This is a genomic window from Arthrobacter sp. SLBN-112 (assembly GCF_006715225.1).
Lineage (GTDB): Bacteria > Actinomycetota > Actinomycetes > Actinomycetales > Micrococcaceae > Arthrobacter.
The window spans coordinates 678,939-703,239 of record NZ_VFMU01000001.1 but is presented as its reverse complement, the minus strand read 5'-3'; the positions used below and the strand labels follow the sequence as shown (position 1 = coordinate 703,239).

The 24,301-nt window shown below is 67.0% G+C and carries 22 protein-coding genes; 13 read left to right on the top strand and 9 right to left on the bottom strand.

Annotation, left to right across the window (positions count from 1 at the left end):
* The first annotated feature begins 44 nt into the window (after positions 1–44).
* From glyA to FBY33_RS03315, 8 genes are all read left to right on the top strand, one after another.
* A complete protein-coding gene (gene glyA, locus FBY33_RS03350; protein ID WP_142029296.1) occupies positions 45–1,400 on the top strand; it encodes a serine hydroxymethyltransferase in 1,356 nt (451 codons plus the stop codon).
* On the top strand, positions 1,397–2,617 hold the full coding sequence (locus FBY33_RS03345) for a sarcosine oxidase subunit beta family protein (RefSeq protein ID WP_142029295.1): 1,221 nt from the start codon (positions 1,397–1,399) through the stop codon (positions 2,615–2,617). The genes glyA and FBY33_RS03345 overlap by 4 nt, the downstream gene beginning before the upstream one ends.
* Before the next feature lie 29 nt (positions 2,618–2,646).
* Positions 2,647–3,051 (top strand): sarcosine oxidase subunit delta, encoded by a 405-nt coding sequence (locus tag FBY33_RS03340; protein ID WP_142029294.1) that lies wholly within the window; start codon positions 2,647–2,649, stop codon positions 3,049–3,051.
* Positions 3,048–5,990, top strand: coding sequence for a sarcosine oxidase subunit alpha family protein (locus tag FBY33_RS03335; RefSeq protein WP_142029293.1), 2,943 nt, complete (start codon positions 3,048–3,050; stop codon positions 5,988–5,990). The genes FBY33_RS03340 and FBY33_RS03335 overlap by 4 nt, the downstream gene beginning before the upstream one ends.
* On the top strand, positions 5,983–6,633 hold the full coding sequence (locus FBY33_RS03330; protein WP_142029292.1) for a sarcosine oxidase subunit gamma: 651 nt from the start codon (positions 5,983–5,985) through the stop codon (positions 6,631–6,633). The genes FBY33_RS03335 and FBY33_RS03330 overlap by 8 nt, the downstream gene beginning before the upstream one ends.
* A complete protein-coding gene (locus tag FBY33_RS03325) occupies positions 6,633–8,048 on the top strand; it encodes an L-serine ammonia-lyase (RefSeq protein WP_142029291.1) in 1,416 nt (471 codons plus the stop codon). The genes FBY33_RS03330 and FBY33_RS03325 overlap by 1 nt, the downstream gene beginning before the upstream one ends.
* 3 nt (positions 8,049–8,051) lie before the next feature.
* A complete protein-coding gene (gene purU / locus FBY33_RS03320) occupies positions 8,052–8,948 on the top strand; it encodes a formyltetrahydrofolate deformylase (protein WP_142029290.1) in 897 nt (298 codons plus the stop codon).
* A gap of 200 nt (positions 8,949–9,148) precedes the next feature.
* Positions 9,149–10,624, top strand: a complete 1,476-nt coding sequence (locus FBY33_RS03315; protein ID WP_142029289.1) for an APC family permease — start codon at positions 9,149–9,151, stop codon at positions 10,622–10,624.
* On the opposite strand, the gene FBY33_RS03310 is transcribed toward FBY33_RS03315, so the two are convergent.
* Positions 10,617–11,246 carry an AmiS/UreI family transporter gene (locus tag FBY33_RS03310; RefSeq protein WP_142029288.1) on the bottom strand — a complete coding sequence of 210 codons (630 nt, stop codon included), beginning with the start codon at positions 11,244–11,246 and terminating at the stop codon, positions 10,617–10,619. The two genes, FBY33_RS03315 and FBY33_RS03310, sit on opposite strands and share 8 nt — an antisense overlap.
* A gap of 203 nt (positions 11,247–11,449) precedes the next feature.
* Here FBY33_RS03310 and gdhA point away from each other — a divergent pair, with 203 nt between their 5' ends.
* Positions 11,450–12,787 (top strand): NADP-specific glutamate dehydrogenase, encoded by a 1,338-nt coding sequence (gdhA, locus tag FBY33_RS03305; RefSeq protein WP_142029287.1) that lies wholly within the window; start codon positions 11,450–11,452, stop codon positions 12,785–12,787.
* On the opposite strand, the gene FBY33_RS03300 is transcribed toward gdhA, so the two are convergent.
* Positions 12,784–13,755 carry a helix-turn-helix domain-containing protein gene (locus tag FBY33_RS03300; RefSeq protein ID WP_142029286.1) on the bottom strand — a complete coding sequence of 324 codons (972 nt, stop codon included), beginning with the start codon at positions 13,753–13,755 and terminating at the stop codon, positions 12,784–12,786. The genes gdhA and FBY33_RS03300 overlap by 4 nt on opposite strands.
* 182 nt (positions 13,756–13,937) lie before the next feature.
* Between FBY33_RS03300 and FBY33_RS03295 the strand changes: the two genes are divergently transcribed.
* Positions 13,938–14,375 (top strand): DUF1003 domain-containing protein, encoded by a 438-nt coding sequence (locus tag FBY33_RS03295; RefSeq protein ID WP_142029285.1) that lies wholly within the window; start codon positions 13,938–13,940, stop codon positions 14,373–14,375.
* 54 nt (positions 14,376–14,429) lie between these two features.
* Here the strand turns inward: FBY33_RS03295 and FBY33_RS03290 are convergent, their stop codons facing one another.
* Together FBY33_RS03290 and FBY33_RS03285 are read right to left on the bottom strand one after the other, a co-directional pair.
* Positions 14,430–14,606, bottom strand: a complete 177-nt coding sequence (locus FBY33_RS03290; protein WP_056330981.1) for a CsbD family protein — start codon at positions 14,604–14,606, stop codon at positions 14,430–14,432.
* A gap of 85 nt (positions 14,607–14,691) precedes the next feature.
* The gene (locus tag FBY33_RS03285) at positions 14,692–15,345 is read right to left on the bottom strand and encodes a TetR/AcrR family transcriptional regulator (protein WP_442858312.1); all 654 of its coding nucleotides are present in this window, start codon (positions 15,343–15,345) and stop codon (positions 14,692–14,694) included.
* Positions 15,346–15,421: 76 nt separating this feature from the next.
* On the opposite strand from FBY33_RS03285, the gene FBY33_RS03280 reads away from it, so the two are divergent.
* Both FBY33_RS03280 and FBY33_RS03275 read left to right on the top strand, forming a co-directional pair.
* Complete coding sequence (locus tag FBY33_RS03280) at positions 15,422–17,365, top strand: primary-amine oxidase (RefSeq protein WP_142029284.1); 1,944 nt, start codon at positions 15,422–15,424, stop codon at positions 17,363–17,365.
* Positions 17,349–17,816 carry a hypothetical protein gene (locus FBY33_RS03275; RefSeq protein WP_235010436.1) on the top strand — a complete coding sequence of 156 codons (468 nt, stop codon included), beginning with the start codon at positions 17,349–17,351 and terminating at the stop codon, positions 17,814–17,816. Before FBY33_RS03280 ends, FBY33_RS03275 begins: the two co-directional genes overlap by 17 nt.
* 6 nt (positions 17,817–17,822) lie before the next feature.
* Here the strand turns inward: FBY33_RS03275 and FBY33_RS03270 are convergent, their stop codons facing one another.
* The 4 genes from FBY33_RS03270 to FBY33_RS03255 form a co-directional block, all read right to left on the bottom strand.
* A complete protein-coding gene (locus tag FBY33_RS03270; protein WP_142029283.1) occupies positions 17,823–18,809 on the bottom strand; it encodes an NAD-dependent epimerase/dehydratase family protein in 987 nt (328 codons plus the stop codon).
* 106 nt (positions 18,810–18,915) lie between these two features.
* On the bottom strand, positions 18,916–19,290 hold the full coding sequence (locus FBY33_RS03265) for a cupin domain-containing protein (protein ID WP_142029282.1): 375 nt from the start codon (positions 19,288–19,290) through the stop codon (positions 18,916–18,918).
* A 146-nt stretch (positions 19,291–19,436) separates the two neighbouring features.
* On the bottom strand, positions 19,437–20,171 hold the full coding sequence (locus FBY33_RS03260) for a ThuA domain-containing protein (RefSeq protein ID WP_235010435.1): 735 nt from the start codon (positions 20,169–20,171) through the stop codon (positions 19,437–19,439).
* A 24-nt stretch (positions 20,172–20,195) separates the two neighbouring features.
* A complete protein-coding gene (locus FBY33_RS03255) occupies positions 20,196–21,326 on the bottom strand; it encodes a Gfo/Idh/MocA family protein (RefSeq protein WP_200831306.1) in 1,131 nt (376 codons plus the stop codon).
* 451 nt (positions 21,327–21,777) lie between these two features.
* Between FBY33_RS03255 and FBY33_RS03250 the strand changes: the two genes are divergently transcribed.
* Positions 21,778–23,067 (top strand): ammonium transporter, encoded by a 1,290-nt coding sequence (locus FBY33_RS03250; RefSeq protein WP_142029280.1) that lies wholly within the window; start codon positions 21,778–21,780, stop codon positions 23,065–23,067.
* 89 nt (positions 23,068–23,156) lie between these two features.
* Here FBY33_RS03250 and FBY33_RS03245 read toward each other — a convergent pair whose 3' ends face one another.
* Positions 23,157–24,188 carry a family 43 glycosylhydrolase gene (locus FBY33_RS03245; RefSeq protein ID WP_142029279.1) on the bottom strand — a complete coding sequence of 344 codons (1,032 nt, stop codon included), beginning with the start codon at positions 24,186–24,188 and terminating at the stop codon, positions 23,157–23,159.
* Between the last annotated feature and the right edge of the window lie 113 nt (positions 24,189–24,301).

Genomic DNA, 24,301 nt, shown 5'->3' with positions numbered 1-24,301 from the left:
ATCAGTTATGGATCAGTAACTCCGAAGGGCTCAAAAGGAGAACAATGCAGGACGTACTGAACGCCTCGCTCGCCACGGTGGACGCCGACGTCGCCGCCGCTGTGGCACAGGAACTGCACCGCCAGCAGTCCACACTGGAAATGATTGCCTCGGAGAACTTCGCTCCGTCCTCCGTGATGGAAGCCCAGGGCTCGGTGCTCACCAACAAGTACGCCGAGGGCTACCCGGGCAAGCGCTACTACGGCGGCTGCGAGCACGTCGATGTGATCGAGCAGCTCGCCATCGACCGCGTGAAGGCACTGTTCGGCGCCGAATTCGCCAACGTGCAGCCGCACTCCGGCGCGCAGGCCAACGCCGCCGCCATGTTCGCGCTGCTGAACCCCGGCGACACCATCCTCGGCCTCTCGCTGGCCCACGGCGGCCACCTCACCCACGGCATGAAGATCAACTTCTCCGGCAAGCTCTACAACGTGGTTCCGTACCACGTCCGCGAGTCCGACCTCCGAGTGGACATGGCCGAGGTGGAAGCCCTGGCCCTGGAACACAAGCCCAAGCTGATCGTGGCCGGCTGGTCCGCCTACTCCCGCCAGCTGGACTTCGCCGAATTCCGCCGGATCGCGGACCTCGTGGGGGCTTACCTCATGGTGGACATGGCCCACTTCGCCGGCCTCGTCGCCGCAGGCCTGCACCCCAACCCCGTCCCGTACGCGGACGTGGTCACCACCACCACGCACAAGACCCTGGGCGGCCCCCGTGGCGGCGTCATCCTGGCCAAGGAGGAATACGCCAAGAAGATCAACAGCGCCGTGTTCCCCGGCCAGCAGGGCGGTCCCCTGGAGCACGTCATCGCCGCCAAGGCCGTGGCCTTCAAGCTCGCCGCAGCCCCTGAATTCAAGGAACGCCAGGAGCGCGTCCTGCAGGGCGCCAAGCTGCTGGCAGAGCGACTCCTCCAGGAAGACGTCCAGGCCGCCGGCATCTCCGTGGTCAACGGCGGCACCGACGTCCACCTGGTCCTGGTGGACCTGCGCCACTCCGAACTCGACGGCCAGCAGGGCGAGGACGCCCTCCACCGGATCGGCATCACCGTCAACCGCAATGCCGTACCGTTCGACCCCCGCCCCCCGATGGTCTCCTCCGGCCTCCGGATCGGCACGCCCGCCCTGGCCGCACGCGGCTTCGGCGCCGCCGAATTCACCGAGGTTGCAGACATCATCGCGACGGCGCTGATCGCCGCTGCAGGTAATGGCACCAACGGCACGGGCACCCTGCCAGGGGACACCGCCGTCGAACTCCGCAACCGCGTGGCGGCCTTGGCCGACAAGTTCCCCCTTTACCCGCACCTCTCCGCCGACGCCGGCCTGGCCGAAGCCGAAGCAGACCTGATTGGAGCCGCCCAGTGAGCAAGCAGCACCTTCCGGAGCACCCGGACTTCCTCTGGCGGAACCCGGAACCCAAGTCCTCCTATGACGCCGTGATCGTGGGCGGCGGCGGGCATGGCCTGGCCACCGCCTACTTCCTGGCCAAGAACCACGGGATGACCAACATCGCGGTCCTGGAAAAGGGCTGGCTGGCCGGTGGAAACATGGCCCGCAACACCACCATCATCCGCTCCAACTACCTCTGGGACGAGAGCGCGGCCATCTACGAGCACGCCCTCAAGCTCTGGGAGATCCTGCCGGAGGAACTCGAATACGACTTCCTCTTCAGCCAGCGCGGCGTGATGAACCTGGCCCACACCCTGGGCGACGTCCGCGAAAGCATCCGCCGCGTGGGCGCCAACAAGCTCAACGGCGTGGACGCGGAATGGCTGGACCCGCAGCAGGTCAAGGAACTCTGCCCCATCCTGAACATCCGGGACAACATCCGCTACCCCGTCATGGGCGCCACCTACCAGCCTCGCGCGGGCATCGCCAAGCATGACCATGTGGCCTGGGCCTTCGCCCGCAAGTGCGACGAAATGGGCGTGGACATCATCCAGAACTGCGAAGTCACCGGCTTCCTCAAGGACGGCGACCGCGTGGTGGGCGTCAAGACCAGCCGGGGCACCATCAACACCGAAAAGGTGGGCCTCTGCGCAGCCGGCCACAGCTCGGTCCTGGCGGAGATGGCGGGCTTCCAGCTGCCCATCCAGTCCCACCCGCTGCAGGCACTGGTGTCCGAACTGCATGAGCCAGTCCACCCCACGGTGGTCATGTCCAACCACGTCCACGTCTACGTCTCCCAGGCCCACAAGGGCGAACTGGTCATGGGCGCCGGCGTGGACTCCTACAACGGCTACGGCCAGCGCGGCTCCTTCCACGTGATCGAGCAGCAGATGGCGGCCGCCGTCGAGCTCTTCCCCATCTTCGCCAGGGCCCACGTGCTCCGGACCTGGGGCGGCATTGTGGACACCACCCTGGACGCCTCGCCGATCGTGGGCACCACCCCGGTGGAGAACATGTTCGTGAACTGCGGCTGGGGAACCGGCGGATTCAAGGGCACCCCCGCCGCCGGCATGACCTTCGCGCACACCATCGCCACCGGCGCTCCGCACAAGCTGAACGCGCCGTTCTCGCTGGACCGCTTCGAAACCGGCGCCCTCATCGACGAACACGGCGCCGCCGCCGTGGCCCACTAGCCGCCGCCACCAGAAAAGGACTAACGCATATGCTGCTGATCCCATGCCCCAACTGCGGCCCGCGGGACGAAACCGAATTCCACTACGGGGGACAGGCCCACGTCCCGTACCCCGAGAACCCCAACGAGCTGAGCGACACGGAGTGGTCCCGCTACCTCTTCTACCGCGAGAACCCCAAGGGCATCTTCGCCGAGCGCTGGGTCCACAGCACCGGCTGCCGCCAGTGGTTCAACATGCTCCGCGACACCGTCAGCTACGACATCAAGGCTGTCTACCCGATGGGGGCGAAGCGGCCTGATCGCTCGCCAGACGGCGCACCCGAAACAGGGACTGCCAGCACCGCCCCCGACAGCACCACCACGGGAAGCGCTGCACCCAGCACCTCCACCACGAGCATCCTCAGCACCACCGCCCCGGAAGGAGCGACCAAGTGACTTCCCAGAACGCCCGCCTGGCAACCGGCGGCCGCATCGACCGCACCATCTCGTGGCGCTTCACGCTCGACGGCGAGGAGTTCACCGGCCACCCCGGCGACACCCTGGCCTCGGCGCTGCTGGCCAACGGCCGCATCGCCGCCGGCAACTCCCTGTACGAGGAGCGCGCCCGCGGCATCATGTCCGCCGGCGTGGAGGAAGCCAACGCCCTGGTCCGCGTGGAGGCCCGGTTCCCCGGCCACGTGGCCGAATCCATGCTCCCCGCCACCACTGTCTCGCTGGTGGACGGGCTGCAGGCCACCCTGCTGAACGGGCTGGGCAAGCTGGATCCGGAGGATGACCGCGCCGAGTACGACAAGAAGTACGTCCACACCGACGTCCTGGTGATCGGCGGCGGCCCCGCCGGCCTTGCCGCGGCCCGCGAAGCCGTCCGCACCGGCGCCCGGGTCATGCTGCTCGATGACCAGCCCGAACTAGGCGGTTCCCTGCTCTCCGGCTCCACCGCCGCCGGCCTGGCCGAGACCATCGAGGGCAAGCCCGCCCTCGAATGGGTCGCTGACGTCGAAGCGGAGCTCGTGTCCGGCGCGGAATCGACCGTTCTGAACCGCACCACCGCGTTCGGCGCCTACGACGCCAATTACGTCATCGCCGTCCAGAACCGCACCGACCACCTCACCACCCCCGCTGCCCCGGGAGTGTCCCGCCAGCGGATTTGGCACATCCGTGCCAACCAGGTGGTCCTGGCCCCCGGCGCGCACGAACGCCCCCTGGTGTTCGAGAACAACGACCGCCCCGGGGTCATGCTGGCCTCGGCCGTCCGCACCTACCTCAACCGCTACGCAGTGGCCGCCGGAAAGCGCGTGGTCATCAGCACCACCAACGACAGCGCCTACACCGTGGCAGCTGACCTCGCCGCCGCAGGGGTCAAGGTTGCCGCCGTCGTGGACGCCCGTCCCGCGTTGACCGCCGCCGCAACTTCCGCCGTCGAATCCGGGATCCGGGTGCTGATCGGCAGCGCGGTGACCAACACCTCCGCGGATTCCGCAGGTCGCCTGGCCGGCGTCACCGTCCGCAGCATTAACGACGACGGCGAACTCACCTCCGGCGTCGAGCAGATCGCCTGCGACCTGCTGGCTGTGTCCGGCGGCTGGAGCCCGCTGGTGCACCTGCACTCGCAGCGGCAGGGCAAGCTGCGCTGGGATGACGAACTGGCCGCCTTCGTGCCCAGCACCGAAGTGCCCAACCAGCAGACCATCGGCTCCGGCCGCGGCTCGTTTGCCACCGCCGACTGCCTTGCCGAGGGTGTCTCCGCCGGCGCAAAGGCGGCCATCGCCGCGGGCTTTGCGTCCGCCGTCGAGCCTTCCCCGCTTGCTGAACCGAAGGCAGCGGCCCCCACCCGCCAGCTCTGGCTGGTGCCGGGGGAGAACGGCACCCCGGACGACTGGCACCACCACTTCGTGGACTTCCAGCGCGACCAGTCCGTGGCCGACGTGCTGCGCTCCACCGGGGCAGGCATGCGTTCCGTGGAGCACATCAAACGGTACACCTCCATCAGCACCGCCAACGACCAGGGCAAGACCTCCGGCGTCAACGCCATCGGCGTGATCGCGGCGGCCCTCCGCACGGCAGGTGAGGCGTCCCGCGGCATCGGCGACATCGGCACCACCACCTACCGTGCACCCTTCACCCCGGTGGCCTTCGCGGCACTTGCCGGACGCCAGCGCGGCGAGCTCTTCGACCCCGCCCGCATCACCTCCATCCACCCCTGGCATGTGGCCAAGGGCGCCCTGTTCGAGGACGTCGGACAGTGGAAGCGGCCCTGGTTCTACCCGCAGGACGGGGAGGACATGGATGCCGCCGTGCTGCGCGAATGCGCCGCCGTCCGTGAGTCCGTGGGTTTCATGGACGCCACCACCCTGGGCAAGATCGAAATCCGCGGCAAGGACGCGGGCGAGTTCCTGAACCGGGTTTACACCAACGCGTTCAAGAAGCTCGCCCCGGGTTCGGCACGCTACGGCGTGATGTGCACGCCGGACGGGATGATTTTCGACGACGGCGTGACCCTCCGCGTGGACGGTGACACCTACTTCATGACCACCACCACCGGCGGCGCCGCGAAGGTCCTGGACTGGCTGGAGGAATGGCTGCAGACCGAGTGGCCGGAGCTGGACGTGCACTGCACGTCGGTGACGGAGCAGTGGAGCACCATTGCCGTCGTCGGGCCCAAGTCCCGCGAGGTCATCGCCAAGGTGGCCCCGGAACTCGCCGCCAACGGCGGACTGGGTGCCGAGGCGTTCCCGTTCATGACCTTCCGCGAAACCACCCTTGCCTCCGGCGTGCGTGCCCGGATCTGCCGGATCTCGTTCTCCGGTGAGCTGGCCTACGAAATCAACATTCCGGCCTGGTACGGGCTGAACACCTGGGAAGCCGTTGCTGCCGCCGGTGCCGAATTCAACATCACCCCGTACGGCACGGAAACCATGCACGTGCTCCGCGCCGAAAAGGGCTACCCGATCGTTGGGCAGGACACGGACGGAACCGTCACCCCGCAGGACGCGGGCATGGAATGGATAGTCTCCAAGGCCAAGGACTTCATTGGCAAGCGCTCCTACTCCCGGGCCGACGCCCAGCGCGAGGACCGCAAGCACCTGGTCAGCGTCCTGCCCGTTGACGGCACGCTCCGGCTCCCCGAAGGCACCCAGCTGGTGGAAAAGGGCCGCTCCACGAACCCGGCCTACGGGCCGGTGCCGATGGAAGGCTTCGTCACCTCCAGCTACCACAGTGCAGCCCTGGGCAGGTCCTTCGGCCTGGCCCTGATCAAGAACGGCCGCAACCGCATCGGCGAAACCCTGGTGGCCGCCGCCGGCGACCAGCTGGTTGACGTGGTTGTTGCAGAAACAGTGCTTTTTGACCCAGAAGGGACCCGTAAAGATGGCTGAAACAGCAGCATCCCCGATCGCCGCAAAGACCGCCGCAGACAAGAACCTCGCAGCCCGAGTCAGCCCCGCCAAGCAGCTCTCCGAAGCCTTCGCGGCCGGCTCCCTGCCCGGGACTGTTGAGATCGCCGAGCTGCCCTTCCTCACCATGGTGGGGCTCCGGGCAACGGCGGGATCGGACACGGCACAGCGCCTGGCCGCTGTCACCGGCGGCCTTCCTTCCGGATCCGGTGCCGTCGCCGGCAGCGACGACACGTCCGTCCTCTGGCTGGGGCCCGGCGAATTCCTGGTGGTGGCACCCACCGAGGCGCACGAATCCCTGGGCGGCGGCCTGATCCCCGCACTCCGGGATGGACTGGGCAGCGACGCGGGCCAGGTAGTGGACCTTTCCGCCAACCGGACCACTTTCGAACTGACCGGCCCGCGGGCCCGCGCCGTCCTGGAAAAGGGCTGCTCGCTGGACCTGCACCCCCGGGTGTTCAAGACCGGCACCGCCTTCTCCACCGAGATCGCCAACATCCCCGCCATCCTGTGGAAGACCGGCGAGGAGTCCTTCCGGATCTTCCCCCGGGCATCCTTCGCCGAGTTCCTGGGCCGGTGGCTGCTGGACGCCATGCGGGAGTACGCCTCGCCAGAGGTCCCCTGATGGCGCTCAGCGTCCTTGACCTGTTTTCCGTCGGCATCGGGCCCTCGTCGTCACACACGGTGGGCCCGATGCGGGCGGCCAAGCTGTTCGCGGACGGGTTGAAGGGCGACGGGCAGCTGGCCTCCACGGTGCGCGTCCAGTCGGAACTTTTCGGGTCCCTGGGCGCGACGGGACGGGGGCACGGCTCGGATAAGGCGGTGGTCCTGGGGCTGCAGGGCCTGGAACCTGAAACGGTGAACACCTTCACCGCGGACGACCAGGTGGCGGCTGCCGCGCTGAACGCCGAGCTGCATATCGCGGGCTCCCACCGGGTGGATTTCAACTGGGAAGAGGATGTGGTGCTCCATCGGCGCAAGTCCCTTCCGGCGCACCCCAACGGCATGACCTTCCGCGCCCTTGACCACACGGGAGCGGTGCTGAGCGAGCGGAGCTTCTATTCCATTGGGGGCGGCTTCGTGGTGGACGGCGACGCGGCGGGCGCTGACAAGGTGGTGCCGGATGACACCGTCCTGCCCTACCCGTTCTCCACCGCCGACGAGCTCCTGCAGATCTGCAGCAGGGAAGGCATGTCCATCTCCGACGTCATGCTGGCCAACGAGCTCACCTGGCACAGCGAAGCGGAACTGCGGGAGAAACTGCTGGGGCTCTGGGCCGTGATGCGCGAATGCGTGGAGAATGGCTGCAACGCCGAAGGCATCCTGCCGGGCGGCCTGAACGTCACCCGGCGGGCGCCGTCGCTGTTCCGCACCCTGACCGCCTCCGCGGCAAGCGCCAAAGCCGCGGCAGCAACGCCGTCGCCCGTCCAGGCGCCGGCGGACCCGCTGCTGGCCATGGAATGGGTCAACCTGTTCGCGCTCGCCGTGAACGAGGAGAATGCCGCGGGCGGCCGGATCGTCACCGCGCCCACCAACGGGGCAGCCGGAATCGTGCCGGCCGTGCTGCACTACTACATCAAGTTTGTTCCGGGAGCCGACGACGAAGGTGTGGTCCGCTTCCTGCTGGCGGCGGCCGCCGTCGGCATCCTCTTCAAGACCAATGCCTCCATCTCCGGCGCCGAAGTGGGCTGCCAGGGTGAGGTGGGCTCCGCCTGCTCCATGGCGGCGGCCGGGCTCTGCGAAGTGCTCGGCGGAACGCCCGCGCAGGTGGAAAACGCCGCCGAAGTGGGGATCGAGCATAACCTGGGCCTCACCTGCGATCCCGTGGGCGGCCTGGTGCAGATCCCGTGCATCGAGCGGAACGCGATCGCCAGCGTGAAGGCGATCAACGCAGCCCGGCTGGCCCTGCACGGGGACGGCAGCCACAAGGTCTCGCTGGACAAAGCCATCAAGACCATGCGCGACACCGGAGCCGACATGAAAACCAAGTACAAGGAAACCTCCCGAGGAGGCCTCGCCGTGAATGTAATCGAGTGCTGAGCCATGACTGTTACTGAAACCCATCTCCCCGCACCCAAGGCGCCCACCACCGTAGAACACGTCCTGACCCTGGACTGCCCGGAAGGGCCCGGCATCGTGCACGCCGTCTCCGGCTTCCTGCTGGAGCACGGCTGCGACATCATCGACAACAAGCAGTTCGGCGAACGCTCCGAGGGCCACTTCTTCATGCGCGTGCACTTCGCCTCCGAAGGGGACGAATCCACCCTGGAGCTCCTGCGGTCCTCTTTTGCCCCCGTTGCCGGGAAGTTCGGCATGCGGTGGCAGCTGGAACGCCAGGGCTCCAAGCGCAAGGTGCTGATCATGGTGTCCAAGTTCGGGCACTGCCTGAACGACCTGCTGTTCCGCGCCCGGATCGGCGAACTGCCCATAGATGTGGTGGCGGTGGTGTCCAACCACCGGGACCACCAGGCCCTGGTGGAGTGGCACGGCATCCCGTTCCACCACATCCCGGTCACGGCCGGCACCAAGCCCGAGGCTGAGGCGAAGCTCATGGACCTGGTGAACGGGCTGGACGTGGAACTGGTGGTGCTGGCCCGCTACATGCAGGTGCTCAGCGACGACCTGACCCGGCAGCTGGACGGCCGGGCCATCAACATCCACCACTCGTTCCTGCCTAGTTTCAAGGGTGCCAAGCCCTACCACCAGGCCTACGCGCGCGGTGTCAAGACGGTGGGCGCCACGGCGCACTACGTCAACGCAGAGCTGGACGAGGGGCCGATCATCGCCCAGCAGGTGGTGGAGGTGGACCACACGTACGGGCCGGAGGACCTTGTGGCCGCCGGCCGCGACACCGAATGCAAGGCCCTCTCCAATGCCGTCAAGTGGCACTGCGAGGGCCGGGTCATCCTGCAGGGCAACCGCACCGTGGTGCTCCGGTAACCGGATCCAACTAAATACTGCCAGCGCGGCTGGCTGCCCCTTTCGGGGCGGCCGGCCGCGCTTTGTTGTGCCCCGGGTGCGGACGGCACTGCGCTGACGGACAACAACTGATCGCTGGCGGACAAAGCAGCAGCGCGGGCCGCTGCCAAGCTGGATCCCACAGCAATTTTTCCGAGCTCATGACCGTTAAGAAGGATCCAATGAGTATTTCGAATTCCGAGACCCGGACCACTGACGCTCCGGCAAAGGAGCATTCCACGGCCCTCCGCGCCGGAAGCATCGGCGTGCTGGGCATCCTGTTCTTTGTCCTGTCCGCCCAGGCGCCCCTGACGGGGATCGTGGGCGCGGCACCGCTCGCGGCAGCGCTGGGCAACGGTGCCGGCGCCCCGGGCGCCTACCTGATTGTCGGCATCGTCATCGTGATCTTCGCGGTGGGCTTTGTGGCCATGAGCCGGAAAATCCAGGCCAACGGCGCCTTCTACGCCTACGTGACGGCAGCGTTCGGCCGGCGGACCGGGGCCGGCGCAGCGTGGCTGGCCCTCCTGGCCTACAGCACCGTCCAGGCCGCCATGTACGGCCTCTACGGCGCAGCCTTCTCCGGGCTCCTGGCTTCTGCCGGGCTGGACATTCCCTGGTGGCTGCTGTCCCTGGCCACCATGGCCGGGGTCCAGGTGCTGGGCTCCCTCAACATCGAACTCGGCGCCCGCGTCCTGGCTGTGCTGGTGGGACTCGAGGTGGCCATCCTCCTGATGTTCGGGTTCACCGTGCTGTTCCACGGCGGCGGCCCCGAGGGCATCAGCGTTGCCGCGTCCTTCTCCCCGGAAGCCATCGGCGCAGGAGCTCCCGGTGTTGCCATCATGTTCGCGGTGGCCTCCATGTTCGGGTTCGAATCGACGGCCATCTACTCCGCTGAGGCCAAGGATCCGCACCGCACCGTGGCCCGGGCAACCTACCTCTCCGTCGGCGTGATCTCGGTGTTCTTCGCCTTCATCTCCTGGATGCTGGTCAGCTACTACGGGCCCTCGCAGGTGATGGATGCCGCCGGCGCCGCCCTCGAATCAGGAGACGCCACCTCCTTCGTCATGGGTCCGCTGGTGGAACTGTTCGGACCCTGGGCAGGCATCGTGGCCGGGATCCTCCTGGTAACCTCGCTGCTCGCCGGCATCATCGCGTTCCACAACGGCATCAACCGCTACCTGCACTCCCTGGCACTGCGTGGTTCCATGCCCGCCGTCCTCGCCCGGACCAACCGGCACCGGGCACCTGCCGTTGCAGCCTGGGTCCAGTCCGCCACCGCCGTCGTGCTGGTGGTGCCCTTCGCCATCCTGGCGCTGGACCCCGTGCTGACCCTGTTCTCCTGGTTCAGCGGCCTGGCCGTGGCGGCCCTGCTGGTGCTGTACATGCTCTGCTCCGCGGCCGTCGTGGCATTCTTCCGGCGGGAACGTGCGGCTGCGCTCCTCTGGCAAACCCGCGTGGCTCCCATCCTCGCGGTGATCCTGCTGGCGTGGGTCCTGTCCCTGGTGGTCAGCAACTTCACGGCCCTCATTGGCGGCAGCGCGGAGACCGCCGCGGCCCTCCTGGTGGCTGTCCCAGTGGTCTTCCTGGCCGGCGTGCTGGTGGAGTCGGCAATACAGCGGCGCCATCACGTTGCCGATTTGGGCCACGCGCTCACTTAGCAGGCAGGGTCTCTCCGGCACGGGCCCGGCGCGGAACATTGTCTCCGCGCCGGGCCAGTGTGCGTGCGGCAACGAACAGGCCGGCCAGGAACAGTGCGGCCAGCCAGGCCACGGTGGCGGAACGGGGCCAGAGCCCGGCCAGGCCAAGAACCGCCGGTATCGTGGCCGACGCCTGGCTGGTCAGCACCAGCGCCCAGCCGGTGAACGGTTCGAGCCGCGCTGCGCCGAGGGCCATGCCGGCAAACAGCAGCGCCCACAGCACCGACCAGCACAGCCACAGAACCGCCAGCAGCGGGTCCGGGCCCAGCCAAGCGGCTGTCAGCAGCACCCCGCAGGAGGCCACCATCCCGCAGAACCAGCCCAGGCCGCGGCCCCCGAGTGCCAGCAGCAGGTCCAGCCCTGAGTACAGGTACGTCACTCCGAACAGGAACATGCCGGCCGCCGTCAGGAGCGCCGCCGGGGCGTTCCCGGCTGTGGAGACATGGACGACGCCGAGCGCCAGCTGCGTGCCCCCGATGACCAGGCTGAACACGGCGGCGTCGCGGCGGGGGAGGTGCCCAAGGGTGGCGAGGCCGTTGACCAGCAGCGCGGCGCCGGAGAGGAGGAGGCAGACGTACGGCATCAGACGGTCTTCACTGCGAGGGCTGGGCCAGATAATCTCACTGAGCGGAAAGTTGCTGTCACAATACGGAGATTAGTGCAGTTGGCACTACCCGGCTAACGGTGCCCAGTCGTAATTCGATAGGTTGAAACGTAAACCTATCGCGGCGACGGTGCCTGCCTGGCGCCCGCTCCCGTCCCGGCTCCACGGTAAGGAATGAGTTTATGGATGCACGGCTGGAAGCCATCAGGGACACCGTCCTGGCGCGGAACCCCGGCGAAGCGGAATTCCACCAGGCGGTGGTGGAGGTCTTCGAAAGCCTCGGCCCCGTGCATGACCGCCACCCCGAATTCCTCGAAGCCGCCATCCTGGAGCGCCTCTGCGAGCCGGAGCGCCAGATCATCTTCCGGGTCCCGTGGACGGATGACTCCGGCCGGGTCCGGATCAACCGGGGCTTCCGGGTGGAGTTCAACTCCGCCCTGGGGCCCTACAAGGGCGGCCTCCGCTTCCACCCGTCCGTGTACCTGGGCATCGTCAAGTTCCTCGGTTTCGAACAGATCTTCAAGAACGCCCTGACCGGCATGCCCATCGGCGGCGGCAAGGGCGGTTCGGACTTCGATCCCCGCGGCCGCAGTGACGCCGAAGTCATGCGGTTCTGCCAGTCCTTCATGACCGAGCTCTACCGCCACATCGGTGAATACACTGACGTCCCTGCCGGCGACATCGGCGTGGGCGGGCGCGAGATCGGCTACCTCTTTGGCCAGTACAAGCGGATCACCAACCGTTACGAATCCGGCGTCCTCACCGGCAAGGGCATCTCCTGGGGCGGGTCCCTGGTGCGGCCCGAAGCGACAGGATTCGGCACCGTGATCTTCACCGAGCAGATGCTGCGGACCCGGGGCACGTCCTTTGACGGCCGGCGCGTGGTGGTGTCCGGGTCCGGCAATGTGGCCATCAATGCCATCGCCAAGGCACAAGCACTCGGCGCCACCGTAGTGGCCTGCTCGGATTCCTCCGGTTATGTGGTGGATGAGGCGGGCATCGACGTTGCCCTGCTCCGCGAGGTGAAAGAGGTGCAGCGGGCGCGGCTCAAGGACTACGCCGAACGGCGGGCCGGCGTTGCCTATGTGGACGGCGGCTCGGTCTGGGACGTGGATGCTTCCGTGGCGCTGCCGTGCGCCACGCAGAATGAGCTCGACGGCGGTGCTGCCGCCCGGCTGGTCCGCGGCGGCCTGGTGGCGGTCGGTGAAGGCGCAAACATGCCCTGCACGCGCGATGCCGTCTCGGTGTTCCAGGAAGCGGGGGTGCTGTTCGGGCCAGGCAAGGCGGCGAATGCGGGAGGGGTGGCCACGTCGGCGCTGGAGATGCAGCAAAACGCCAGCCGGGACTCCTGGACCTTCGAGCACACCGAGGCGCGGCTGACGGACATCATGGTGGGCATCCACGACCGGTGCGCGGCAACAGCCGAGGAATACGGCGAGCCGGGCAACTACGTGCTCGGCGCCAATATCGGCGGTTTCGTCAAGGTGGCCGACGCCATGCTGGCACAGGGGCTGATCTAGCCCCCGCGGCGCCACTGGGTGGGGGAGACGCCAAAAGCGTCCCGGAACGTCCGGCTGAAGTGGGCGGCGTCCAGGAATCCCCAGGCGGCGGCCACGGCACCTACGGACTTTCCGGCATGCAGCGGATCGCGCAGGTCGCGGCGGGCACCGTCCAGTCGTTGGCTCCGGATGAAGCCGGCAACGGTGCTGCCCGACTCGTGGAAGACATTGTGCAGGTGCCGGGTGGAGATGAAGTGCGCCGCGGCGATGCCGGCCGGCGAGAGCAGTGGATCGGACAGGTTGGCCTCGATATACTCGCGGATCGATACGGCCAGGAGCGCCTGTGGCTTCATCCTGTCCGGCGAAATGTCCATTTCCGCATGCAGCATGGTGGACACCAGGTCCAGCGCGTTCGTGGCGAGCCTTGACCCGCTGGGGCCGTTCAGGACATCCAGGTTTGCCGACAGCTCCCGAATAAACTGGCCCACGATCCCGCTGAGGCCCCCGCTGCCCATCCGCACGGCGGCAAGCTGGCCCACGTAGTCCGCGGGCAGCGACAGGGCATCGCAGGGGAACATGAGCACCATGATCCGGGTCTGGTCCTCGAACGCCAGGGTGTAGGGGCGGTTGGTGTCATAGATGGCCAGGTCCCCGGGCTGAAGCACGGCTTCCCTGTTGTCCTGGACCAGAAGGCCGGTTCCTTCCAGCTGCAGGTTCAGCTTGAAGTAGCGCTCGTGGGCCTGGGCGATCAAGGCCGGCGTGCGGTGCACCTCGTGGGAGGTAGCGGTGACTTCAACGATGGACATCCGGTCCAGCACACGCGAACGCATCTGGCCGCGGAAGCCCTCCACGTCATTGGTCCGTGCGGTAAGCGGCACGAATGATTCGGCCACCAGGTGTTTCCAGTGGTCGAAGGAACCGGCCACCCTGGAGGTAAGGTCCTGTGGTGCCTGCCGGGACGTTGCCCGGGTTGGAGTTGGTGCTGGCATGGATTTTCCTCGTAACGGAATGCAACTCGACGTTCCCCCGCCCTGTGTTCTGCGACACAGTGTGTTCAGGTTAGTACCCAAGCCGTCTTTTTTCAACGGCTGGCGAAAATAAAACGGAGTTGACTCCCTGGCGGCTTATCCACCAGCCGCGCCGCCCATGGTCCAGGACATAGTCTGGGGCCATGACGGACATCAGAAGCAACTGGCACCGGCGGCACAAGGAGGGACTGAGTCCCGGCGAAAGGGCTGCGGACACCCTCCGGAACGGGATGGGCAGCTGGCCCTTCGTGGGCATCTTCCTGGCATCGATGGGAATGTGGGCCGTGGTGAACAGCTACGTTCTCGCAGCGAAGGCGTGGGATCCCTATCCCTACATCCTCCTGAACCTTTTCCTGTCCATGCTGGCCGGACTGCAGGGGGCCATCCTGTTGATCGCGGCCAAGCGCCAGGACGCCATCGCCTCGGCGATGGCCCAGCATGACTACGAAACGGATGTGCGCGCCGCGGCGCACATTGAGATGCTCATGAACATCAACGCCGAACAGCTGAAGCTGTTGCAGGAACTGCGGGAAATGCATGGCGATGCCCGGGCGGGAAGTGCGGGGGAGCAGCGGCCCTGAACGCGATAATGGGTGCAACTCCGGCTGGAGCTGCACCCATTATGCGAGCGTCGACTAGTCCTTCTTGAAGGCGTCCTTGACGTGCTCGCCGGCCTGCTTGAGGTCCGACTTCGACTGGTCCGTCTGGCCTTCGGCCTTCAGGCTCTCATCGCCCGTGGCGTTTCCGGCAGCTTCCTTGCCCTTGCCGCCGAGCTTCTCTGCTGCGTTGCCGATCTTGTCATCCAAACCCATGGAGATGCTCCTAACAGTTCGTGCTCGCTCCGGCGTGAACCAGAACCTGACCCCTCAATAGTAAGCATACTTTCGAGTTTGGTGCTCATTTCCGGGCAGGATTTTTGCCCAGCAGTGCCAGGTACCCGTCCAGCTGCGCGGCATGTCCGAAGTCCGTCCGGCCTTCCTGCCCAAGTGCCGCTTCAATCTGCGCGCCCAGCAGCATGTTCAACAGTTGGCCGGCCAGAACGTGGTTGTCGACGCCGGCGGTCACGTCTCCGCTGTCCCTCGCCTCCTGCAGGTAGCGGCGGATGGCGGCCAGCCATTCGTCCATCGAGCGCTGGTGTATCCCGGCTTTCTGGGCGTCATTCACCGCCCTTTGCCAGAACGGGATGACGATCCGTGCCTCGTTGATGCGTTCCTCGTCCAGGGGGAGTACTTCAAGGCAAAAGGCCCGCAGGGCAGCCAGGCCGGACTTGCCTTTGGTGACCTCGGCGATCCGCTGGTTGGTGCGGTTGAAGACGTGGCTGAAGGCGAACTCCAGGAGCGTGTCCTTGGTGGGGAAGTAGGGTTTCAGGGCGCCGTTGGCAAAGCCTGCCTCCGTGGCGATCTCGCGCATGGTGGCGCCCTCAAGCCCCTGCCGGGCAATGATCCGCCAGGTGGCATCCACCAGTTCCAGGCGCCGCTCGTCATGGTCAACAATCTTGGGCACCGCGGCCACTCCCCGGAAAATATTTTGGTCCCGACTCTTGTGAGCCATGTTACGTAGGTTTATTCTCTACAACTATAGAAAATAAATCCCAGCGGCCGGAAACGGCCCGGACAAAGGTTCACCCATGATGCTTGCCCCAACTGAAACTGCCTCCGCCTTCGGGCTGGCAACCGAAGCCGAAATCCTGCAGGTACGGTCCCTCCTGCAGGCCGAAGGCCGCCTGGGCCCGCAGCACCGGATTGCCTACCTGGGCCTGCAGGATCCGCCCCGCGGCTCGGATCCGGAGGCGGTGGACCGCCGTTTCCGGGTGTTCATCCACGACGTCTCCGGCGCCGCCCCACACGATGTCCTTGTCTCCGTCACGCACCAAAGGGTGGACTCCGACGTCGAACTGGACACAGCGGTGACGGGCGAACTGCCTGTGCTGGAGGAGGAATTCGAGGTGGTGGAAGCCCTCCTGGCCACCGATGACCGCTGGCTCAAGGCGCTTGCAGACCGCGGACTCGCCGTCGAAAAGGTCCGGGTTGCCCCGCTCTCCGCCGGTGTCTTCGAATACGCGGAGGAGAAGGGCCGGCGGATCCTGCGTGGGCTGGCGTTCGTGCAGGAGTTCCCGGAGGACAGCGCGTGGGCGCACCCCGTGGACGGGCTGGTGGCCTACGTGGACGTGGTCAGCAAAGAGGTCACGCAGGTGATCGACCTGGGCGTGATGCCCATCCCTGCCGAACACGGCAACTACACCCATCCGGAACTGACCGGGCCGCTGCGCACCACCCAGAAACCCATCAGCATCACCCAGCCGGAAGGGCCAAGCTTCACCGTAACCGGCGGCAATCATGTGGAGTGGGAAAAGTGGAGCGTGGACGTCGGCTTCGATGTCCGCGAAGGCGTGGTCCTGCACAACCTCGGCTTCCGGGACGGCGACCGGCTGCGGCCGATCATCAACCGCGGCTCCATCGCCGAGATGGTGGTCCCCTACGGCGACCCGTCACCCATCCGGTCCTGGCAGAACTACTTCGACACCGGCGAATACCTGGTGGGCCAGTACGCCAACTCCCTGGAATTGGGCTGCGACTGCCTGGGCGATATCACGTACCTAAGCCCCGTGATTTCCGACGCGTTCGGCAACCCCCGGGAAATCCGCAACGGGATCTGCATGCACGAGGAGGACTGGAGCATCCTCTCCAAGCACTCGGACCTGTGGAGCGGCGTCAACTACACCCGCCGCAACCGCCGCCTGGTCATCTCCTTCTTCACCACCATCGGCAACTACGATTACGGCTTCTACTGGTACCTGTACCTGGACGGCACCATTGAATTCGAAGCCAAGGCCACCGGCATCGTCTTCACGTCAGCCTTCCCCGAGGGCGGCTCGGACAACATCTCCCAGCTGGCCCCCGGCCTGGGCGCCCCGTTCCACCAGCACCTCTTCAGCGCCCGGCTGGACATGGCCGTTGACGGGTTCACCAACCGGGTGGAGGAAGAGGACGTGGTCCGCCAGGCCATGGGTCCCGGCAATGAGCGCGGCAACGCCTTCTCCCGGAAGCGCACCGTCCTGGCCCGTGAATCCGAGGCAGTCCGCGAGGCTGATGCCCGCAGCGGCCGGACTTGGATCATCTCAAACCCCGAATCCCGCAACCGGCTGGGGGAGCCCGTGGGCTACAAGCTGCATTCCCACAACCAGCCCACGCTGCTGGCGGACCCGGACTCGTCCATTGCGCGCCGGGCCGCGTTCGCCACCAAGGACCTCTGGGTCACCCGCCACGCCGAGGACGAGCGCTACCCCACGGGCGACTTCGTGAACCAGCATGCCGGGGGAGCGGGCCTGCCGGCCTTCGTGGCGCAGGACCGGGACATCGACGGGCAGGACATCGTGGTGTGGCACACCTTTGGCCTGACCCACTTCCCGCGGGTGGAGGACTGGCCCATCATGCCGGTGGACACCGTGGGCTTCAAGCTCCGCCCCGAGGGCTTCTTCGACCGCAGCCCCGTCCTGGATGTGCCCGCCAACCCCAACAAGCAGGCCGTAGCCTGCCACACCGAGGGCGGCAGCGGTGGCTCCTGCCACTAACATCGCCCCGGGCAGGGCAGGGAGTACGACGGCGGCAGGACGGGCCGGTGCCAAGGGTCCGGTCCTGCATTCCCGGCTGGTCGCCGTGGTCACCGCCGCAGGCTGCGCTGGGCACCTGTGGCTGGCCGCCGCCGGCCGCCACGGCATTTGGCTGAGCGTGCTCATGCTGGCGCTCGCCGCCGTCTGCCTGCCCTGCACGGTGCACATCTGGCGGCACAGCCGCATGGGCGCCCTGCACCAGGTCACCGTTGCCGCGGTGGCCATGGCAGCCCTCCACGGCTTCCTGCTGCTTGGCGGCGGCGGTGCGGGACACGCCCACGCCGGGGCGCCGCCGTCGTCCATTGCCCATGCAAACGGCGCCCCGGAACTGCTGCTGGTCATCGCGCTGGAACTGATGACTGCCCTGCTGGCCGCCTCGCTGGTGTCACGGCTCCGGCGGCGGCCTGCCTAGGCGGCCTCACCCCGCCGGGACGCCCAGCGGGCGCGCGACGTGCAGCTTGCCCTGCTCCACCAGCCACTGGATGGATTCGAAGACGGCCTGCTCCGGTTCGTACCGCGGCGCGTAGCCCAGCACGGACGCAGCCTTCCCGATGCTGAAGCAGTGGCTGCGGTAGAGGTGTTCCCAGCTGGATTCGGCGTACTCGCGGGAGGTGTTTTCGCGGAACCGCTCCCAGCTGACCGTCTCCAGGACGGCGGCGTGCCCGAACCAGGCGGCCGCGATGTCGGCGTAGCCGCGGACGGTGAGCGCCGTGGGGGCCACGATGTTGAAGTCCTCGCCGGCGGCCGCCTCGGGGTGGGCGAGGGCCTTTTCGAAAGCCTGGGCGACGTCGTCGGCGTGCACGTGGTGCATCAGTTCCGCGCCGGTGCCGGGGATCCGAAGGGGCTGGCCGGCGGAGAGTGCCTGCCAGACGGCGGGGTCCAGGTTTCCGAGCGGGCCGATGGGGTGCCAGCCCGGTCCGACGATGTGGCCGGGATGCAGCGAGGTGGTTGCCAGGCCGCCGCTGGCGGTCTCCTCCTGCAGCATCACCGCGATGCGGTTCTTCTGGACACCGTAGTCACCAAAGGGCTCGGCCGCTGAATCAGAGCCTTCCCGGATGGGCAGCTTCAGGCTTTGCCCGTAGCGCCAGATGGAGCCGCAGTGCAGCAGGTGCCCCACCTCGCCCCGCAGGCGGTGCACCAGAGACGCCGCAGATTCGAGGGTGAAGCAGACCAGGTCCACCACCGCGTCCGGCTTCAGCCCGGCCACCCGGTCCCCGAACGTTCCGTCCCGGTCTTCCGCCTGCCGGTCTGCGGTGACTTGGTGGACCTGCTGCCATTCGGGCGAGTCGATGTAGGGCTTGCTGGTGCCGCGGCTGATGGTGGTGACCTCGTGGCCGGCGCGGACCAGCCGCGGGACCAGGAACGAACCGATGTGGCCGCTGCCGCCGATGACGGTGACTTTCATTGCTCTCCGATCGTTGTATTCCCTCAACCGTAGGGCTGGCGGCATAGGAAAGGGAGGTCCTGGCGGGCCTCCCTTTCCTGCTGGTTCGCCTTGGTCTGCTGCGTGATCAGGCGGGCTTGGCGTACTCGGCTGCACTCATGACTTCATAGCCAACGAACGTCTCGTCGTTTTCCACCCAGGCGTCGTGCCCGGCCGGGATGGAATAGGCGTCGCCGGCATGGATGGTCTTCTGCGTTCCGTCGTTGAGCTGCACCGTCAGGGTGCCGGCGGTGCAGAAGCCCAAGTGGTTGTTCTGGCAGCTGTCCGTTTTGACCACGGTCTTGACGGTTTCGGACCAGCGCCAGCCCGGCTCAAAGGTGAACCGGCCCAGGGTTGCGCCGCCAATGTTGACCACATCCACCTCGGTCTTGGGCGGGCGGCGCTTCTCGTCGGGTTCGTTGAAGGATTTGGATTCGAGGTTCGTGACCGTTACTGCAGGCATTTCTGGCTCCCGGTAAGGAGTGGTTGCTAATTCATCCGGCGGGCTGGGCGGCGCCGGGAGGTGATCCGCCAGGGAGGGTGTGCCCGTCCAGAACCTGCCGAACCGCGTGCGCGACGATCTCAATGTGCTCCCGGCCGGACCCGATGTCAATGCCGCATTTCCTCCTGGAACCACTCCCGGGCAGGGTTGGTCACTTCCGGGGCGGAACGGTGCAGCCCCGGTTGCGCGGCCCATTTCACGCCGTTGGCCAGCACCCGCTGGATCTGCGGGTGGTGGTACACCGGGTACTCCTGGTCGCCCGGGCTGAAGTAGAAAATGCGGCCCTTGCCGCGGGTGAAGGTGACACCCGAACGGAACACTTCGCCGCCCGCGAACGAGCTGATGAAGATCAGATCGTCCGGGTCCGGGATGTCGAACAGTTCCCCGTACATCTCCTGCTCGGGGATGACGATGGGGCTGTCCACGCCCTCGGCGATGGGGTGCGCTGGCTTGACGGTCCACACCAGCTCGCGCTCGCCGTCATTGCGCCAGGCCAGCGAGCAGCTGGTGCCCAGGAGTTTGGTGAAGATCTTCGCGAAGTGTCCCGAATGGAGCACAATCAGCCCCATTCCGCCGAGCACGTGCCGGTGGACGCGTTCGACGACGGCGTCGCCCACCTCGGCGTGGGCCATATGGCCCCACCAGAGCAGGACGTCGGTCTCCGCAAGCACCTCCTCGTCAAGGCCGTGTTCGTCGTCGGTGGCCAGGACCGCCGTCGTGATGTCTGCGTCCGGAAAGTGGGAACGAAGGCCCGCGGCGATGGCGCCGTGGATGCCGTCGGGGTAGATCTCCCCGATGTGGGAGGGCTCGTTGATGGCCTCGTGGACGCCCTCGTTCCACACCCGGATCCTCAAATTTGCCGTTCATTAGAGTCGAACCTCCCTCTGCTGCAGCGCGGACTGGTAGCACGCGTCAATGATCTGTGCACGGTACAGGGCCAGGGAACCGTCATGCCCGGCCCACGCTGTTTCGCCGCCGCGCACCGCCGTTACGAAGTCTTCCACCACTGCGTCATGGGCGCGGCCCGGCAGCACGGTTGGCACGTAATCGGCGGATTCCCCCTCTTTGTCCGTGAAGACCCTGAGCTGGCCTACCGGCGGGAACGGCGCGCCCTTCACCTTTAGTTCCGCGCCGCCGTCGGTGCCGTAGACCGTGAAGTCGAGCAGGTCGTCCGTCTCCCGGTAAGTGGCCCAGCCCGCTTCGAGGAGCAGTGTTCCGCCGCCTTCAAGCCGGAGGAACGCCGACGCGAAGTCCTCCACCTCGAACGCATGGCTGGTGGCCTGAGCTGAATACCGGTTTCCGCCGCCCCTGCCCTGCGGGCCCAGCTCCGAGTGTGTCGCGGCAGAGACCGCCACCACCTTCGGTTCGCCGAGGAGGTGCAGGGCGTAATCCAGCGCATGCACGCCAATGTCGGCCAGCGGTCCGCCGCCGGCGAGCTCGGGATTCGTGAACCAGCTGCCCAGGGTGGGGATGCCGGAGCGGCGCAGCCAGGACGCCTTGGCGTAATAGGGCCTGCCCAGTCCGCCGGCATCGATCACGTCCTTGAGCGCCTGGATGTCGCCGCGGCGGCGGTGGTTGAAGGCAACGTCCAGGACGCGTCCGGCCTTCCGCGCTGCCTTCACCATGGCCTGGCCCTCGACGGCGTTGCGCGCGATGGGCTTTTCGCTCAGCACATGGATTCCGCGTTCCAGGGCGGCGATGGCGATGGGGGCGTGGAGGAAGGTGGGCACCGCCACGCTGATGGCGTCCAGGCCGCCGTGGTCCAGCATCTCTTCCCAGCCGGCAAAGCCGTTGGGGATGGCGTACTCGGCCTGCAGGGAGTCGCGCAGTTCCTGTTCCATTCCCGCCAGTGACATGATGCGGACGCCGTCGAGCTCGGAATAGGCTTTCAGGTGCTGCTGGCCGGCCCAGCCGATGCCGACCACACCCACCCGCAGTTCCTGGAGCTTGTCTCCGGGCGTGGGTGCCTGCCGGGCTATGGGCTGCTGGTTATTCAAAGGGATGCTTCCTTTCGTCCGGGGTTTGGACAGTGGCGGGTACCGGCCGAAGCAACCTTCCGCCCCGTGGCTTTCAGCCTAGCCGCCGCTTCGGCCCGGCAATATGGAGCAGCCGCCCGACGGCGTCACGCAGGGCATGCTTTCGACCCGCCTTTGGTGCGTGTGCCGCGAAAACCCGGCCTCCCGCCGTCGTCCGCTCCTTGAAAGCATGCCTGGCGTGACGCGCCAGTAACTCCTGCGAGCGGCGGGACGCCTGAAACTCGGTGGCGGATGACCGAAACGATCATTTAACACACCGGAAACCCACCCCAAAACAGCGGCCATACAGTTGGAACCAGACGGCACCAGCCGCCCCTCCGCTGAACGTGGCCCCTCCGTCCACGTCCCTCCCACGGAGCGGCTCTGACGGCAACTTACCGTTCTTCTCTTCGCATCTTGAAAGGGGTTTCCCATGGATTCGGGAAATGTCGCTTGGATTTTGGCCAGCTCGGCGCTGGTTTGCATGATGATCCCCGCCCTGGCCCTGTTTTACGGGGGCATGGTGGGGTCGCGCCGGATTCTGAACATGATGATGATGTGCTTCGGCGGCGCCAGCCTGGTGGCCGTCCTGTGGGCACTGTTCGGGTACTCGATGGCGTTCGGCAACTCTGTTGGGGGGCTGGGGCTGATCGGTGACGTCACCGAGTTCCCCGGCATGGGCCAGTTGCTGGCCGCGGATGATTCGGCATCCATCCCGGTCATCTTGTTCGCCGCGTTCCAGCTGTTCTTCGCCTGCGTCACCACGGCCCTGGTTGCCGGTGCAGCGGCGGGGCGGATGAAGTTCGGCGCCTGGATGCTGTTCGCCGGCATTTGGGCCACCGTTGTCTACTTCCCCATCGCGCACTGGGTGTTCGCATTCGACTCGGCCGACGGCAGCACGATGGGCGGCTGGATCGCCAACGGCATCAAGGCCATCGACTTCGCCGGCGGCACCGCGGTCCACATGAATGCCGGCGCGGCCGCTCTTGCCCTGGCCCTGGTCCTGGGCAAGAGCTCCGGCTGGCCCAAGGTGGAGCACGCCAAGCCGCACAGCCGGCCGCTGGTCCTGGTGGGCGCGGGCCTGCTGTGGGTCGGCTGGTTCGGCTTCAACGCCGGTTCGGCCCTCTCCGCCGGCCAGTCGGCGGCGGTGGTCTTCCTGAACACTGCAGTAGCCGCGTCCGCCGGCCTGCTCGCCTGGGCCCTGGTGGAGCGGGTCCGCCACGGCGCAGCCACCAGCATGGGCGCCGCATCCGGGCTGATCTCCGCGCTCGTGGCCATCACTCCAGCCTGTGGTGCCGTCAGCCCGCTGGGTGCTGTGGCCATCGGCGCCATCGCCGGGGCTGTCTGCTCCCTGGCCATCGAGCTGAAGTTCCGGCTCGGCTTCGACGATTCCCTCGACGTCGTCGGTGTCCACCTCGTGGGCGGTATCCTGGGCACCCTGCTCATCGGCCTCTTCGCCACGGACGCAGCACCCAACGCCGTCACCGGTCTCTTCTACGGCGGCGGTTTCGAACTGCTGGGCGTCCAGGCGCTGGCCACCATCACGGTGCTGGTCTACTCATTCGGCATAACCTGGGTCCTGGCAAAGATCCTGGACAAGACCATCGGCCTGCGCATCAAACCCGAGGACGAACTGCGCGGCATCGACCTCGCAGCCCACTCCGAGCTGGCGTACCTGACGGACGAGGACCCGGTGGAACTGGGCTCGCCGCAGCGGGTCTAGCTGCAGCGCACGAATCAGGGCCAAACCTTGGACCGGTGCCGGCACCAGCCGGCTTATAGTTCCGGGGTTTGGCCCTTCGTTGTGCCCGGCTAATGTTCCGTGCAGACCAGGCTTCCACCGCGCACTTCCAGTACCGCGGCCCGCACGTGGCTGAGGCGGGTGCGCGGGTCCGGCGCCATCGTGTCGATGTCCTCGCCGCCCCAGTACGGATGGGTGAAGTACACCAGCAGCGCACGCTGCGTACCGCCGTCGGACGTTTCACCGGCCGTCCCGTCTGCAAAGGGCACCACGTCAGCATGGCGTCCGACGACGGCCCTTCCGTCCACGCTCTCCGGCGCCGTGAGGATCAGCCCGCCAAAGTGCTCCTGCCGGACCCAGTTGCCGGTTGCATCGGGGGAGCGGTAGATGGCCTGGCCGCGCCATTCGTCCACGATCATCCAGTACCAGCCGCCGAGCCGGAAGACCTTGGGCCCTTCGTGCGGCCGGCCGGGGATGGCGATGCCTTCCGGTTGCCACGCCGAGGGATCGTCCGGGGTGTCGCTGACCGCGCTGCAGGTGTTCGATCCGCGGGTTTCGTCCTTGTACCAGAGCCGGTAGCGGCCGTCCCCGCAGCGGGCCACGGCGGCGTCGATCACCCGCGGCGAGTCCAGGTTGATGCGGCCAAGGTAATCCCACGTTTCCAGGTCATGGCTGGCGAACTCGACGATTTCCGCCGTGCCGGTCCAGTCCGTCCGTCGGCCGCCCAGGACTGTGAGGTACATAATCCAACGGTCTCCAATGCGTACGACGTCGGGCGCCCAGAGGGTTGCGGGCAGTTCCGTTCCCGGCGGGATCAGTCCCTCGACGGTGCCTTGGTAGCGCCAAGTGGTGCCGCCGTCGGAAGACCTGGCGATGCCGATGCCGGTTCCGTGCACCCATTCGACCCCCGTCAGTCCCGGTGCGGTGGCGCGGCGCTGGGTGTAGAACAGGACCCACTCGCCCTTGAGGTGGTCGGCGACGAGCACGGGGTCGGTGGGGCCGTCCCAAACGGGATCCCGGTAGGGGACAGGGAAGGCGTCTGCGCGAAGGTATGGCGCCGGCGCTTCCGCGGATTTCTGCTGTGCCGTCTGCTGCTGTGACATCGCTTCTCCAACGTTGTACTTTTCCGTTGGAACCAGCATAGGTTGCGATTATCGAGGCGCATATCCATTCGCGCTGCGCACATTCCCAGGCGCTACGGATATTCGGGTCGCGA